The 13,601-nt window shown below is 70.3% G+C and carries 11 protein-coding genes; 6 read left to right on the forward strand and 5 right to left on the reverse strand.

The window, feature by feature from the left end; translation table 11 throughout:
• Positions 1-203: 203 nt before the first annotated feature.
• The 3 genes from purE to ybaK are packed head-to-tail and all read left to right on the forward strand — an operon-like array spanning position 204 to position 2,321.
• The gene (gene purE, locus HUA78_RS18150) at positions 204-701 is read left to right on the forward strand and encodes a 5-(carboxyamino)imidazole ribonucleotide mutase (protein ID WP_141647982.1); all 498 of its coding nucleotides are present in this window, start codon (positions 204-206) and stop codon (positions 699-701) included.
• Entirely contained in the window at positions 698-1,840 is a 1,143-nt protein-coding gene (gene purK / locus HUA78_RS18155; protein WP_141647977.1) for a 5-(carboxyamino)imidazole ribonucleotide synthase, read from the forward strand. Before purE ends, purK begins: the two co-directional genes overlap by 4 nt.
• Before the next feature lie 4 nt (positions 1,841-1,844).
• Entirely contained in the window at positions 1,845-2,321 is a 477-nt protein-coding gene (gene ybaK / locus HUA78_RS18160; RefSeq protein ID WP_174476808.1) for a Cys-tRNA(Pro) deacylase, read from the forward strand.
• A gap of 7 nt (positions 2,322-2,328) precedes the next feature.
• Here ybaK and HUA78_RS18165 read toward each other — a convergent pair whose 3' ends face one another.
• Positions 2,329-3,357, reverse strand: coding sequence for a zinc-binding dehydrogenase (locus HUA78_RS18165; protein WP_174461835.1), 1,029 nt, complete (start codon positions 3,355-3,357; stop codon positions 2,329-2,331).
• Between the two features lie 72 nt (positions 3,358-3,429).
• Here HUA78_RS18165 and HUA78_RS18170 point away from each other — a divergent pair, with 72 nt between their 5' ends.
• Together HUA78_RS18170 and HUA78_RS18175 are read left to right on the forward strand one after the other, a co-directional pair.
• Positions 3,430-4,668, forward strand: a complete 1,239-nt coding sequence (locus HUA78_RS18170; RefSeq protein ID WP_174476809.1) for a hypothetical protein — start codon at positions 3,430-3,432, stop codon at positions 4,666-4,668.
• Between the two features lie 134 nt (positions 4,669-4,802).
• A complete protein-coding gene (locus tag HUA78_RS18175; RefSeq protein WP_174457145.1) occupies positions 4,803-5,996 on the forward strand; it encodes an EAL domain-containing protein in 1,194 nt (397 codons plus the stop codon).
• Between the two features lie 7 nt (positions 5,997-6,003).
• On the opposite strand, the gene HUA78_RS18180 is transcribed toward HUA78_RS18175, so the two are convergent.
• The 4 genes from HUA78_RS18180 to plpQ form a co-directional block, all read right to left on the reverse strand.
• Positions 6,004-7,668 carry a hypothetical protein gene (locus HUA78_RS18180; RefSeq protein WP_174467833.1) on the reverse strand — a complete coding sequence of 555 codons (1,665 nt, stop codon included), beginning with the start codon at positions 7,666-7,668 and terminating at the stop codon, positions 6,004-6,006.
• 29 nt (positions 7,669-7,697) lie between these two features.
• The gene (locus HUA78_RS18185; RefSeq protein ID WP_174476810.1) at positions 7,698-10,064 is read right to left on the reverse strand and encodes an alkaline phosphatase PhoX; all 2,367 of its coding nucleotides are present in this window, start codon (positions 10,062-10,064) and stop codon (positions 7,698-7,700) included.
• 153 nt (positions 10,065-10,217) lie between these two features.
• Positions 10,218-10,769 carry a DUF192 domain-containing protein gene (locus HUA78_RS18190; RefSeq protein ID WP_174461831.1) on the reverse strand — a complete coding sequence of 184 codons (552 nt, stop codon included), beginning with the start codon at positions 10,767-10,769 and terminating at the stop codon, positions 10,218-10,220.
• Positions 10,766-11,167, reverse strand: a complete 402-nt coding sequence (gene plpQ / locus HUA78_RS18195; RefSeq protein ID WP_141647970.1) for a motility regulator PlpA — start codon at positions 11,165-11,167, stop codon at positions 10,766-10,768. Before plpQ ends, HUA78_RS18190 begins: the two co-directional genes overlap by 4 nt.
• A gap of 25 nt (positions 11,168-11,192) precedes the next feature.
• Here plpQ and HUA78_RS18200 point away from each other — a divergent pair, with 25 nt between their 5' ends.
• Positions 11,193-13,553 (forward strand): tetratricopeptide repeat protein, encoded by a 2,361-nt coding sequence (locus tag HUA78_RS18200; RefSeq protein WP_174476811.1) that lies wholly within the window; start codon positions 11,193-11,195, stop codon positions 13,551-13,553.
• Positions 13,554-13,601 lie beyond the last annotated feature (48 nt).

Raw genomic sequence — 13,601 nt, forward strand, 5'->3', positions numbered from 1 at the left:
ATAATCTGACATGACTGGATTGAAAGGCGCCAGACGAGCACACAGGGAATGCGTGGCTTGAGTGGGGAGTGAGTCGAAGCGAGCGAGCGCACCCACCGTGCACGCGGGCGCGAAGGGTGACTTCCAGGTTGACCGTCGGAATCGCCCGGCCCTATCTCCGCGTTCCTCCCGCCTTCGGCTGGAGGCACGGAGGCGTGGACCGAATGGCGAGCGGAAACACCCCTTGGGTCGGGGTCATCATGGGCGGCAAGAGTGACCTCGAGTACCTGCAGCCGGGCATCGACGTGCTGAAGGAGCTGGGCATCCCCCACGAGGTGCGGGTGGTCTCCGCGCATCGCACGCCGGACTGGATGATGGAGTACGCGTCCACGGCCGAGTCGCGGGGCCTGTCGCTCATCATCGCCGCCGCCGGTGGCGCCGCCCACCTGCCGGGCATGGTGTCCGCGAAGACGCTGCTGCCCGTCATCGGCGTGCCCATGCCCACCACGCTGCTCAACGGCATCGACGCGCTGCTCTCCATCGTCCAGATGCCCAAGGGCGTGCCCGTGGGGACGCAGGCCATTGGCAAGCCGGGCGCGGCCAACGCCGCCCTGCACGCCGCGGCCATCCTCGCGCTGAAGTACCCGGAGGTGCGCGAGCGGCTGGCCGCCTGGCGCAAGGCGCGCACCGACGAAGTCATGGCCCACCGGGAGCTGTCATGAGCCCTCGCGTGGTGCTCCCCGGCGGGACGATTGGCATCCTCGGCGGGGGGCAGCTCGGGCGGATGATGGCGCTGGCCGCGCGCACGCTCGGCTTCCAGGTGCAGGCGTTGGACCCGGACGCGACGTGCCCCGCGCGCTCCGTCGTCGACCGCTGCCTCACCGCTTCCTTCGCGGACATCGCCGCCGCCGAGGAGCTGGCGAAGGGCTGCGACACCGTGACGCTCGAAATCGAGAAGGTGCCGCTGGCCACGCTGGAGGCGGTGGCCCGCCACACGCCCATGCGTCCGGGCGCGTCCGTGCTGCACGTCATCCAGCACCGAGGCCGACAGAAGGGCTGGCTCGCGAAGGGAGGCTTTCCCGTGGGGCCGTGGCGTGAGGCGCACTCGGCCGACGAGCTGGCCCAGGCCATCCAGGCGCTGGGCGGTCGGTGCTTCGTGAAGTCGAGCGAGGGCGGCTACGACGGGCGCGGTCAGGTGGAAGTCAAGACGCCCGCCGAGGCTCCCGCCGCATGGCGCGAGCTGGGTGAGCGCTCCGTCGTGGTGGAGGCCGCGCTGGACCTCCAGTCGGAGCTGTCCGTGCTGGTGGCGCGCAGTCCGAAGGGCGAGCTGGCGGTGTACCCGCCCGCGTTCAACCACCACGAGGAGCGCATCCTCGCGTGGTCGCTGTTGCCCGGCCCGCTGCCGGCCGGCGTCGCCGAACGAGCCACGGAGCTGGCCCGCGACATCACCGAGGCGCTCCAGGTGGAGGGCCTGCTGGTGCTGGAGCTGTTCCTGCTGCGCGACGGCACCGTGCTGGTGAACGAGCTGGCGCCGCGTCCGCACAACAGCTTCCACTCGACGGAGGTGGCCTGCCTCACCTCGCAGTTCGAGCAGGCGGTGCGCGCGGCGTGCAACCTGCCCCTGGGTTCGGTGGAGGTGGTGCGTCCGGCGGCCATCGTCAACCTGCTCGGGGACTTGTGGCTGCGCGAAGGCGGCCCCCGGTTCGAGGACGCGCTGGCGCTGCCCGGCGTGCGGCTGCACCTGTATGGCAAGCGCGACGCGCGCAAGGGCCGGAAGATGGGGCACCTGTCCGCGGTGGGCACCACGCCCGAGGATGCGCTCGCGAGGGTGAAGGCGGCGGCCGCGGTGCTCGGAGTCTGAGGCCATGAAGACGAACGCCGCGCGGCTGCTCGACTCATTGGGCGTGAAGTACTCGCTGCGCGACTACGAGGTGGACCCGGAGGACCTCTCCGCGGAGTCGGTGGCCACCAAGGTGGGCATGCCACCGGAGCAGGTCTTCAAGACGCTCGTCGCGCGGGGCGACCGCACCGGCGTGCTGATGGCGGTGGTGCCCGGCAACGCGGAGCTGGACCTCAAGGCGCTGGCCCGGCTGAGCGGAGATCGCAAGGTGGACACGGTGCCGCTGAAGGAACTCCAGCCACTCACCGGCTATGTGCGCGGCGGCTGCACGGCCATCGGCGGGAAGAAGGACTATCCCGTCTACGTCGATGAGACGCTGGAGCTGTTCGACGAGGTGGCCGTGTCCGCGGGCGTGCGCGGCACGCAGCTGGTGCTGGCGCCGGCTGACTACCTGCGGGTGACGAAGGCGAAGCTCGGCCCCATCTCCCGCGACAAGGCCTGAGCGGCCTTCACACCATCGACCCCTGCTCCGGCATGAAGAGCACCTTGCCGGACGTCATGTCCGCCGAGGCGATGCGCACCGCATCCCCCGCCGACTCCAGCGGCAGCCGCGCGCGCACCGGCGTCTCCAACTCGCGACCCACCAGCGACGGCACCCCCATCAGCGCCTTGAGCTGCTCGCGGCCGAAGCCCCGGCGCGCCCACTCCGAGAGCGCGAAGCCGTCCACCGTCTTGCGCCCGAAGATGACATCACCCGGGTCGAAGCGGCACTCCTGCTCCGACAGCGCGCCATACACCGTCACGCGACCGCCCTCGGGCAAGGCACCCAACAACTGGCCCGTCAGTCGCCCCGCCACCGCGTCGAAGGCGAGTGACACCTTGAGCTGGTGACACATGAGGCGCAGCCGCTCCTGGAACTCCGGCTCGTCGCTGCTCAGCACGTGCTCCGCGCCCAGTCCGCGCAACAGCTCCACCTGCTCCGCGCGCCGCACCACGTGCACCATGGGCACACCTCGCCGCCGCGCCAGCGCGCCCAGCATCCGACCCACGCTGCTCGCCGCGCCCGTCTGCGCCAGGGCCACGTGCGCGCCCTCGCGCGCGCGCTCCATCAGCACCCACGCGGTGAAGGGATTCACGAAGAGGCTGGCGCCCTGCTCGAAGGTGATGTGCGCGCGCAGGGGGATGCACTGCTGCAACGGCACCGCCGCGTACTCCGCCCACAGGCCATCTCCGCCCACGGGCGCGACACACGCGACGCGACGCCCCACGAGCAACTGCCCCGCCAGGCCTCCCGAGGCCACCACCGTGCCACTGCCCTCGAAGCCCGGCACCGTGGGCAGCGCGTTGCGCACCCCGTACTGGCCCCGCACGAACTGGAGGTCCGCCGGGTTGATCGGCGACGCCGCCATGCGCACCAGCACCTGCTTCGCGGAAGGTCGGGGAACGGCGCGGCGCTCCACCTGGAGGGATTCCGGCCGCCCGTCATAGGCCTTGAGGACCAGCGCGCGCATCACCACGGGGACAGGGGGGGCTTTCATCCGGCAGACCTTTTAATTCGCCCGTACGTGAAAGGGGGAGTCCCTTGGGCCTCCTCCGGGTCCGGAGTGTCGATGAACGCCACCATTTTGCAGTTGCACCACCGCGAAGCCTTTGAGCGCACCGTGACGCGCGCCCTCGCCGCGGGGGCCGGCGCGGGCCTGTTGCAGCTCGTCACCGCTCGCATCGGACTGCCCTTGCCGCTGGCCTGGCTCGTGCCCGCCGCCGTGGTGCTGGCGTGTGCCCAGGGAGACCGCTGGGACCGCATCCTCCTGGGGGGACTGGGTGTGGTGCTGACGGCGGTGCCGTATGCGCTGGGAATGGCGCCCGCCTGGACGGTGGCGTGCAGCGCGGCGGCGGCGGGCTCTCTGCTGGTGCGCGCGCGGCTGAGCGAGAAGGGCGTGGAGGGACAGGTGGCGGAGGCGCGCCCCACCCTCGTGCACCTGGGGCTCGGCGCGCTGCTGAGCGCGGGGCTCACGCTGGGCGGCGTGGAGATTGCCCGCGTGTTCTCCGCGCGGCTGGCGGACCTGGCCACGCCCGCGCTGCTCGCGGCGGGAGCGACGGGCGCCATCCTGGGACTCTTCGTGGGGCTGAGTTCGGTGGCCGCGCACCTGGCCCTCACCGCGGACCCCGTGGAGGCCCGCGCCGAGGAGCTGATTCCCCGACTGGCCGGTGACTTCCGGACGCAGTGTGAGCGCGCGCTCGCGCTGTATCGCCAGTGCGGTCAGTCGCTCGCGTTGTTGCCGCGAGAGCCCGCGCGCGAGGAGCTGGCCCGCACGCTGGCGAGAATCACTCGCGACGCGGTGGAGCTGGCCTCCGAGTGGGCTGGCGTGGAAGCGCAGCTCGAGGAGCGCGCCCAGGCGGAGCTGCAGGCCGAGCGCGCGGAGCTGGAACGCAGCGCCAGGGCCAGCACGGATGCGGTGGCGCGTCGACAGTTGGAGTCCGCGGCCGCGTCGCTGGCGGAAGAGGTCGAGCGGCTGGGAGAACTCAAGCTGCGACGCGAGCGAATCCTCGCGAGGCTGCGCGCGGAAGTCGCCCTGCTGGAGCGCGCGCGCGTGGCACTGCTGTCGCTGCGCAGTGGACAGGCCCAGCTCAAGGCCGCGGAGTTGTCATCGCTCGCGCGTCGGTTCCGCGCGCTGTCCTCCGTGCAGTGGGAAGAAGGTCAGAGCCTGGACGCGGTGGCCACCCAGGCGACGCTGGCCCAGGTCCCCGAGCCCGTCCGGACGGACTCGCCCTCGGCTGTCAACCCGGTCCAACCCGTCGAGGAGGGGCCCTCCGAAGCAGGCGCGGATTCTCGAATTCGCGTCCCATGAGCAGGATTCCCCGGATGTCAGGGCCAATCGAGCCGGTGGGAGGCCGTCGGCTCGTACGCTGAGTAAGAGTTGTGACGGTAGTGCGCAGGCATGAACTGTAGACGTGGGTACCGTCAGGTAACATTTGCCCCGTCATGACCCACCCCCTCGTCCGACAGCCCGGTCCGATTCCTCTCTGGTTGTGGAACGGCTCCGAGCCCGGGGTGACTTCCGCCTTCCAGCCCATCGTCGACTTGCGAGATGGCGAGGTCATCGGACACGAGGTGCTGTCGCGCGGACAGGGAACGCTCGAGTCACCGCACGAGCTGTTCACGCACGCGAGGATGTCGGGCTACACGTGGGAGCTGGAGCGCGCGTGCTGGACGTCCGCGCTGCGCCGCATCTCCACGTTGCCGGAGGACCAGCGGCGCGCGCCCTTCTTCTTCAACGTGAGTCCGGACGTGTTGAGCGACCCGCGCTTCGGGGATGGCTCCACGCTGGCGCTCCTGGAGCGCCACGGGCTGGGGCCTCGACATCTGGTGCTGGAGCTCACCGAGAAGGCGGTCATCGAGGATGGCGCGCTGCTGCAGCGCCTGACGCGTGAGTGCTCGGAGCAGGGCTTCGGGCTCGCGCTGGATGACTTCGGCGCGGGACACTCCGGACTGGTGACGCTGGTGCACTGCGTGCCGCGCTTCATCAAGCTGGACCAGGCCCTGGTGCGGGACATCCACCTGCACGACTACCGGCAGCACCTGGTGAAGTCGCTGGTGGCGTTCTCCTCCAGCGTGGACGCCATCCTCATCGCCGAGGGCGTGGAGACGTGGGAGGAGATGACGGTGCTGCTGCGGCTGGGCATCCGTCACGCGCAGGGATATCTGCTCGCCCGTCCCGCGCCGATTCCCGGACGTCCCACGGAGGCCTTCGAGACGCGACGTCGCGTGGCCATGCGCGCGCTGCTCCTGCGCGAGCGCGCGGATGACAGCACGGTGGGAGGTCTCGTCATTCGCCGGGCCACGGCCGATGCGACGGCGACGTCAGAGGCGGTGACGAACCTCTTCCGCGATGCGCCGCAGGTGGACCACGTGGTGGTGCTGGACGGCGCGCGGCCCCAGACGCTGGTGACACGGCGGAGCCTCGCGGCGGGCGGCGGGCGGCAAGAGCTTCCGCTGGTGGTCGAGGACCAGATGGCGGTGACGGCGCTCGTCGGACTGGCGATGGCGCGCGCGCCGGAGGCCGTCTACGACCCCGTGGTGGTGACGGATGCACAGGGCGAGTTCCTGGGCACCGTCACGATGAAGCAGTTGCTGCTGCGCGCCACCGAGCTCGTGGAGCGCCACACGGCGAAGTAGGCCCGGCTCACTCCCACGCGAGGTGCAGGCGACCGTCCTCGAAGATGAGGCCCGCGTCTTCCAGTCCCGTGGAGCCGTTCTCCACCTGGGGCAGCACGTTCCTCGGAGGCGCCAGCAGCGTGTCGCGGCCCTTCGTGAAGCCCTGCTCGCGCACCAGCACCATGTACGCGCGGCCCAGGGCCACGGCCCGCTCGCGCGACGGCGTCAGCAGCCACGCCAGGTCCTTGTCCCCTCCTCGCGCGGCCCGGCGCACGGACGTCTCATCCACCGTGCCTTTCGGAAAGAAGCGCGTGAGCAACTCCTCGTTCGCGCGGAACTCGTCGCCGCCCTTCACTCGCTCGAAGTACGTGAGCACTTCCGGCTTCGCGTGGCCCGCCTGTGGCACGTCGGGGATGCCGCGCAGGTCTTGATGCCGCCACCCTTCCCTGCCCGGCACCTTGCGCGGGAATCCGAAGGTCTGGTCCACCGTCACGCCCAGGTTGGTGTGACAGCCCATGCAGAACGCGTGCTCCTCCAACGTCTGCACCCGCAAGCGGCCCTTCGCGTCCTCGATGAAGCCCTGGAGGCGCCAGCCGAACTCGTTGATGAGCCCCAGCTCGGGCGTGCCAGGGAACGCGGGCAGCCGGTTGCGCATCTTCTTCTCCTGCTCCGCCGCATAGAAGGCCATCACCTGGTCTCCCGCGTACTCCTCGTCCTTGCGCGAGTAGCGGACCTCCTTCATGCGCGCCGACAACAACGTGGGCGCATCCGGGTCCACGTACCGCACGGTGTGGAGGAACTCGACGCCGCGCGGATAGAAGTCCCGGCGCACGGCGATTTTCGCGGCGCCTCCCGCGTAGGTCTTCGGCAGGCCGCGCACCTCCTCGACACCGGAGGTCAACACGCCGTCCCCATTCACATCCACGCCCCCCGAGCGCTCGTCCACCGGCTCCACCCGTCGCCGCGCCGCCACCACCTCCAGCAGCCCGGGGTCCATCGTCATCGCCGCTTCGAGGATGGCGAGATTGAGCCGGTACACGTCTCGCGAGAGCCTTCCGTCGGCGTCGCGCTGGAACACCTCCGGGAGCCGGATGAAGACGTCGTCCGTGTTTCCATTCGTCGGCCAGAACGTGCCGAGGAACGGCTTGTAGCGGACGGCTCGCCAGCCGCTTCCGTCGAGCGCGAAGCCCTCCGCGTCGAAGCCTCGCGAGAGGTTCAGGTCCGGCACCCAGCCCTTGAATCCACCGGGACGCTGGAGCAATGACTCGCGCAGTGACGCGTAGTTGTCCTCGCGGATGTACTTCAGCACCTCGTCGTCGGAGATGTCCGCGAGCGCGGCGGTGCGGTCGACGAAGAGGTTGCTCCACTGGTTCAGCAGGCCCACGTCGCTGAAGGCGTACTCGGCCTGCAGCGACTCGTCGTCCATGACGTTGAAGCCGACGCCCCCGGTGTGGCACGTCCAACAGGGGTTCGAGACACCTTCCGTCTTCGTGTAACACATGGACGGAATGGGGGCCTCACGGTTGGCCACGGTGCTCCCGCTCGCCAGGGCTTGCGCGAGCGGGTCGAAGGGAGGCTCGGGGATGCGCGTGGAACCACGCTGCCTCCACACCCCCGCGGAGGCGAGCAGGCTTCCCAGCGCGAGGCACAGGACGAGGACGCCTCTGGCGCCTCCCTTCGAGATGATGGGCATCGGTGTCGTTCTCCTGGACGGGCGCGCGACTACGGCCAGACGCTGTAGCTGTCCTCGCCCGGATGCTGGACGCTGACGAACAGGGTCTTCATGTCCGCGCTGAACGCGGGGCCGGTGGCCTCCGCGTCGCTCGGCATGGACAGCACGCGGAAGGCCTTGCGGAAGTACGCGCTGTCCCGATGCGCCGGGCTCTGGTTCAGGTAGTAGATGCCGTCGGCCACCTTGTTGACGCCGAAGTTGCCGTCGGTGCCGAACCACACCCCGCCGTCACGGTCGATGGCGAGGTTGTCCGGCTTGGCCGCGGAGAACTCCGGCGTGGCGCTCGTCGCCGCCGTCTCGCCCTTCCACACGCGGAAGAAGGTGAACGTCCGCGAGCCGCCCGGTGCCGCCGGGTTGGCCTCGCGCATGCCGAAGATGGAGCCCACCCGGTCCGTCGCCCGGTTGTCCGTGGCACCGCGCGCCTTCGTCACCCAGGCCCCATCAGGCCCTCGCGTGGCGGTGGCGACGCGGCCTTGCTGGTCCAGCGCCGTCGGGTCGCCGTGCTCGGTGAAGGCCACGTACAGCAGCGGCGTGCCGCCGGGGTCCTTCGGGTTCCACTCGAGGTCCTCGGGACGGTTGAGTTCCATGACGCCAACCTTGTTCGCCGCCGTCCACAGCAGCTTGCGCACCTGGTCGTCGTCCGTGAAGCCGCCGATGGCGTTGTAGCTGACGTCGCGCAGCGCGGTGCCCACCGTCATCGTCGGCTGCCCGAGCGCCTCGCCGTTCGGCGCGAGGTCCGCGCTGTCCAGGCTCAGCGCCACCCAACTCCCCTGTCCAGGCGCCTGCTCGGTGGGGATGACACCGCCCACCAGCGTGTCCCCGGTGCCGTTATCCAGACCGGCGAAGTGCGCGGCGTAGAGCGTGCCCTGGTCGAGCAGCGCGCGAATCTCCGCCTTCGTCATGCCCGCCGTGTACGGACGGCTGGAGACGAACTTGAAGATGCGACCGCCTCGGCGGTCATCGCCGCCGTAGATGACGACGGGCTGGTCGACGAGCAGCTTCCAGTTCGCGTCGACGACGAAGGCCGCGTTCTCCCAGTGGGCGCGGCCCATGACGCCCAGCTTGCGGTGGCCCGCGCCGGGCTTCGATGCGTCCTTGCCGTACCAGAGGTCCGCCGGCTGGCCCGGGTCGATTTCGGTGAGGAAGCCGTAGCCGTCCTTCCGGTGCGACGAGCGCGAGTCGGAGCTGATCATGTCGCCCGACGTGGGAGACGAGAAGTCCGGCGCGAGCGGAGCCCCCGTCACCATGCCCGGCGCGTTGGGAATCCAGTCGTTCTTGCCGGTCCACAGGCCGCCTTCCGGATCGCCGTAGACACCCTGCACGTTCTCCTCGCCCGTGAAGATGGTGCCCCACGGCGTCTGTCCACCAGAGCAGTTGGAGTGCGTGCCGGCGACCACGCCCGAGGCCAGGTCGGCGCCGGAGTCGTCACGGTCCACGCCGGACAGCGACATGCCGACGACTTTCGCCAGCGTCGTGCTGGAGGCGTCGTAGCGCAGGTTGCCCGCGTTGCGGTCCACGGCCCACTCGCCGGTGGCTGGGTCCTGCACGACGCGAATCCAGGTGCCGCCCACCTGCTTCTTCCATTCCTTGTTGTAGGCGATGAGCGCGTCGTCCTGCCACGTGGTGCCATCCGTCACCGAGTTGGACAACGTCCCGCTGTTGCGCAGGAAACGCGCGAAGTCCAGGTGCTGGCCGATGGGCGCGGTGCCGACGCGGGGCTTCGTGCCGGAGATGTACTCGTGGTTGATCCACATCCATCCCGCCGAGCCGCTCCCCTTGAACTGGGGCGCGTTGCCCTGGGCGGACCAGCCGTCACCGAAGAACGCGATGTAGTCGACGTTGGCGCCGAAACGAGCGCCCGTCTTGCTGAAGGTGATGGGGTCCATCCACTTGATGACCGTGGAGGAGAACAGGCCCGGCACCGTGCGCACCGAGTCGGTCGACGCGGGAGGCAAGGGGAAGACGAGCGGCGTCGGCAGCGAGCCAGCGACGAACTGGTCCACGCGAGCCTTCACGTACTCCGCGAGGTTCGTCGCGCCGGTGCCCAGGTCTCCACGGAACGTGAGCGCGATGACGGAGGACAGTGGGGTGCCGGCCTCCACACCGGGGGCGCGCGTCACTGCGCCGGGGCCAGGCTGTCCCTGGGAACCGGGGCCCGCGGGGCCGGGTCCACCGTTCTCGCCGGGGTCGCCATCGTCACCAGGGGTGCCGGGGGTGCCAGGCTGTCCATCCGCGCCATCCTGTCCGTTGGAGCCGGCGGGACCGGCGGGGCCCGTGTCACCGTCGCAAGCGGTGATGGACAGGGTGCTACCCAGAAGCATCGCGCCGGTCGCGAGCCGCAGCAGTCGAGAAGACATGAAGCACTTCCTCCAGGGGTTTCGCGCCCGACACGAGCGTGTCCGGGCGCGAGCGCATCCTGAGGAGGCCATGTGGCAGCGGCTTGTTCAGTGCGTCACTTCTTCATCACGTCACGCGCGCGCAACGTCACGCACGGGCAACGAGCACCGAAGTCACGGGGCGATGCTGATGGTCGACACGCCCTCGAACTCCACCTGCGCGCCCTTGCGCACGCCCTTCTTCTCCGCCCAGCCCGCGGGCACCTCCAGCACGTACTGACTGGGCGCCCCCACCGAACGCGAGTCGAGCGTCTTCGGCACCGCGCGCGACACCACCCCCGCGATGTGCAGGTCCGAGGTGATGAAGATGATGTCCAGGGAGATGAGCGTGTTGCGCATCCAGAAGCCCTGCATCTCCTGCGACGGGAAGAGGAACAACATGCCCTTCCCCTCCGCCAGGTCCGTGCGCCACATCAACCCGCGCTGACGCGAATCCGGCGTGGCGGCGACCTCCACCTCCACCCGATGCACCCCGCCAAAGGCGTCCTTGAGCCGCACATGCGCACGCGGCAACGGCGGGCTCACATAGTCCTTCGAGGTGACGTCGGTGACAGGCGGTCGCACGGGGGCCGGAGGCGTGGAAGGCTGTTGGCCCTGCGCTTCCTGCTGGCAGGCGCCCAGCAGCAGCGGAAGGAGCAGGGGCGCGAGCCAACGAGGCGTCTTCATGGATGCTGGGGATGCAGCGGCTTGTTGAGCAACTTCTCGGTGAGCTCCGGCCCGAGACTGTCGGACATCAGCCGCTCCACCACCGTCTCGAACTCCACCCGCTGCGAATCACTGCTGTAGATGAAGCGGATGCCCATGCCCGGCTCGTCGCCGTCCGCCTTGGACCACACCACCTCGCCCAACAACTCGAAGGGCGCCTCCCGGTGCGGCACCGTCAGCTTGAAGAGGAAGCGCGTGCCAATGGGCAGCGGCTTCTTCGTCTTGATGAACGTGCCACCCTTGCTGATGTTCTTCGTGTAGTCCGCGAAGAACGAGTTGAGCTTCTTGTAGTCGACCTTCAGCTCGATGGGCGCGCGCCCGTGCTGGCGGTGCTCGGGACCTGTCTTCTGTTCGGACATGCGACTGGGGAGTATAGGTGAGGCCATGGAGCAAGTCCTCACCCGTGCCCGCGCTCTGTCGCGCCGCCCGGCCGTCCTGGCCCCCCTGCTCCTGCTGGCGGGCGGCGGCTCGGCCCTCGTCCTCCTCCCCCTCTTCGGGGTCCCCGGCTTCGAATTGAGCCTCGCCCTGGCCATCGCCGTGGGCCTGCTCGGCGGGGGTCCAGGCGTCGCCGCCGCCTTCCAGGAGCGCCGCATCATTCTGGGCCAGGAGCCCAGGCCCCCGGCCGCCGCCGTCCCCCAGAGCCCCGGCGCCGCGGTGGGTCGAGCCCTGGGCGCCGCCCTCGTCCTCAATGTCGGCGCGCTCATCCCCCCCTTCCTCGCCTCCACCGTCTTCGCCTGGCTGCGCACCTCGTGCGACCCCTTCGAGCTGGTGGGTTTCTATCCCATGCTCACCCTCCCCTCGGCCGTGCTGGCCTCGGCGTCGGGAGTCCTCTGCGGCTTCAAGGCCCGGCGGCCCTCCCGGGGGGTGGCACTGCACGTGCTGCTCGTCCTGCTGTCGCTCGTCCCCACCGTGTGGCCCATCGTCGCCGGTCCCCAGGTCTTCGCCTTCAACCACTTCCTGGGACACCTGCCCGGCCCCCTCTACGACGAGGCCCTGGTGATGACGCCCGCGCTGGGCTGGTTCCGCCTGGAGACCCTGCTGTGGGCCTGGGTCCTGGCGGGGCTCGCCGCCGCGATGCTGGACCTCGGCGCCGGCACCCTGCGCCGCGCGAGCGTGCGCCCCTGGAGCCTGGTGGCGCTCGCGCTCCCCATGTCCGCCATCCTCTTCCTGGAGGTGAAGGGCCCCCAGCTGCGCACGCGGATGACGGACGCCTACCTCGCGGACACCCTGGGCGGCGTGCGCGACACGGAGCACTTCCGCCTCCACTACCCCCGGGGCAAATCGCGCGAGGACGTGGACCGCCTCGCCCGTGACATGGAGTTCCGGTGGATGCAGGTGCAGCGCTTCCTCGGCGTGGCCCCCACCGAGCGCATCCGCGTGTGGCTCTATCGCAACGAAGAGGAGAAGCAGCGCCTGGTGGGCGCCGGCCGCACCCAGTACGCCAAGCCCTGGCGGTATGAGCTGCACATCCAGGACAAGCCCTTCCCCCACTCCACCCTGCACCACGAATTGGCGCACGTCATGGCCGCCCCCGCCGGCAGCGGCCCGTTCCGAGTCACCACGCGCCTGGGACTCTGGCCCCTCATGGGTGTCATCGAAGGGTTCGCCGTCGCCGCCGACGGCCCCGCCCAGGGCGACCTCACCCTGCACCAGTGGGCCGCGGGCATGCGCCGCCAGAAGCTGGCCCCGGACATGCGCAAGCTGATGGGGCCGCAGGGCTTCTACCAATCCGCTCCCGCTCGCGCGTACACCGTGGCCGGCTCCTTCCTGCTCTACCTCGCGGAGACCTACGGCGCGGACAAGCTGCGCGCGCTCTACGCCCACGCGGACTTCGACGACGCCTACGGGCGTCCGCTGGACGAGCTGGTCTCCGAGTGGGAACGCCACGTGGACGCCCTGCCCCTCGACGACACGGCCATCGCCCGCGCCTTCGCGCGCTTTCGCGCCGGCAGCCTGTTCAGCCGCGCCTGCGCCCGCGAAGTCGCCCGACTCACCGAGTCCGCGCGCGCCTCGCTGGTGGGAGACCCCGCGGATGCGCTGGAGCGCTACACCCGCGCCGCCTCGCTCCAGCCGGAGGAGCCCTCGTTCCGCCTGGGCGAAGCCGCCGCGCTGTCCGCGCTGGAGCGCTACGACGAGGCCACCTCCGTGCTCTCCACGCTCGCCCATCAGGTCAAGGCCCAGGCCGTCACCGCGGCCGAGGTCGCCATGGCCCGCGCGGACGTGGAGGCCCGACGCCAGCAGCCCGAGCAGGCGCGCCGCTACCTGGACGAGGTCCTCTCCCTGGACGCCACGCCCGAGCTGACGCGCACCGCCCAGGTGAAGCTCGCGGCGCTGGACTCCACCGCGCGACGCGAGGCCATCGACGCGTACTTCCAGTCGACGCGCGAGGAGCTGCGCCTGCTGATGCTGACGCGCGCCCTCCAGGCCGTGCCCCAGGACGCGTACCTCAACTACCTTTTGGGCCGCCGACTCCAGCAGGTGGGCTCGCCCATCCTCGCCGGCGAATACCTCCAACGTGCGCTGGCGGACGGTTCGCTGCCGGAGGCCCTCCGCCGGGAGGCCCTGCGCGTGAAGGTGGAGGCCGCCTACCTCGCCGGGGACTGCGGCGCGGTGCGCCACGAGGTCGGGGTCCTTCCAGACTTCGGAACGGCCTTCAAGGCCACCGCCCAGGAGTGGCGGGAGCGGTGTGATTTCGAGGAGAAGACCTTCCAGGGGCCCCTGGTGCCACGACAGGCTTTCCGCTAGCCGCGCTTTCCGCTAGGCAGGCAGCCCACACAGCGGCGACGAGCCAGC

Origin of the sequence: Myxococcus sp. CA033 (assembly GCF_013336625.1) — a bacterium.
Taxonomy (GTDB): Bacteria; Myxococcota; Myxococcia; order Myxococcales; family Myxococcaceae; genus Myxococcus; species Myxococcus llanfairpwllgwyngyllgogerychwyrndrobwllllantysiliogogogochensis.

Bases quoted from the DNA above. Each gene is read 5' to 3' on its own strand.
- purE (WP_141647982.1), top strand. From the start codon at position 204: ATGGCGAGCGGAAACACCCCTTGGGTCGGGGTCATCATGGGCGGCAAG.
- purK (WP_141647977.1), top strand. From the start codon at position 698: ATGAGCCCTCGCGTGGTGCTCCCCGGCGGGACGATTGGCATCCTCGGC.
- ybaK (WP_174476808.1), top strand. From the start codon at position 1,845: ATGAAGACGAACGCCGCGCGGCTGCTCGACTCATTGGGCGTGAAGTAC.
- HUA78_RS18165 (WP_174461835.1), bottom strand. From the start codon at position 3,357: ATGAAAGCCCCCCCTGTCCCCGTGGTGATGCGCGCGCTGGTCCTCAAG.
- HUA78_RS18170 (WP_174476809.1), top strand. From the start codon at position 3,430: ATGAACGCCACCATTTTGCAGTTGCACCACCGCGAAGCCTTTGAGCGC.
- HUA78_RS18175 (WP_174457145.1), top strand. From the start codon at position 4,803: ATGACCCACCCCCTCGTCCGACAGCCCGGTCCGATTCCTCTCTGGTTG.
- HUA78_RS18180 (WP_174467833.1), bottom strand. From the start codon at position 7,668: ATGCCCATCATCTCGAAGGGAGGCGCCAGAGGCGTCCTCGTCCTGTGC.
- HUA78_RS18185 (WP_174476810.1), bottom strand. From the start codon at position 10,064: ATGTCTTCTCGACTGCTGCGGCTCGCGACCGGCGCGATGCTTCTGGGT.
- HUA78_RS18190 (WP_174461831.1), bottom strand. From the start codon at position 10,769: ATGAAGACGCCTCGTTGGCTCGCGCCCCTGCTCCTTCCGCTGCTGCTG.
- plpQ (WP_141647970.1), bottom strand. From the start codon at position 11,167: ATGTCCGAACAGAAGACAGGTCCCGAGCACCGCCAGCACGGGCGCGCG.
- HUA78_RS18200 (WP_174476811.1), top strand. From the start codon at position 11,193: ATGGAGCAAGTCCTCACCCGTGCCCGCGCTCTGTCGCGCCGCCCGGCC.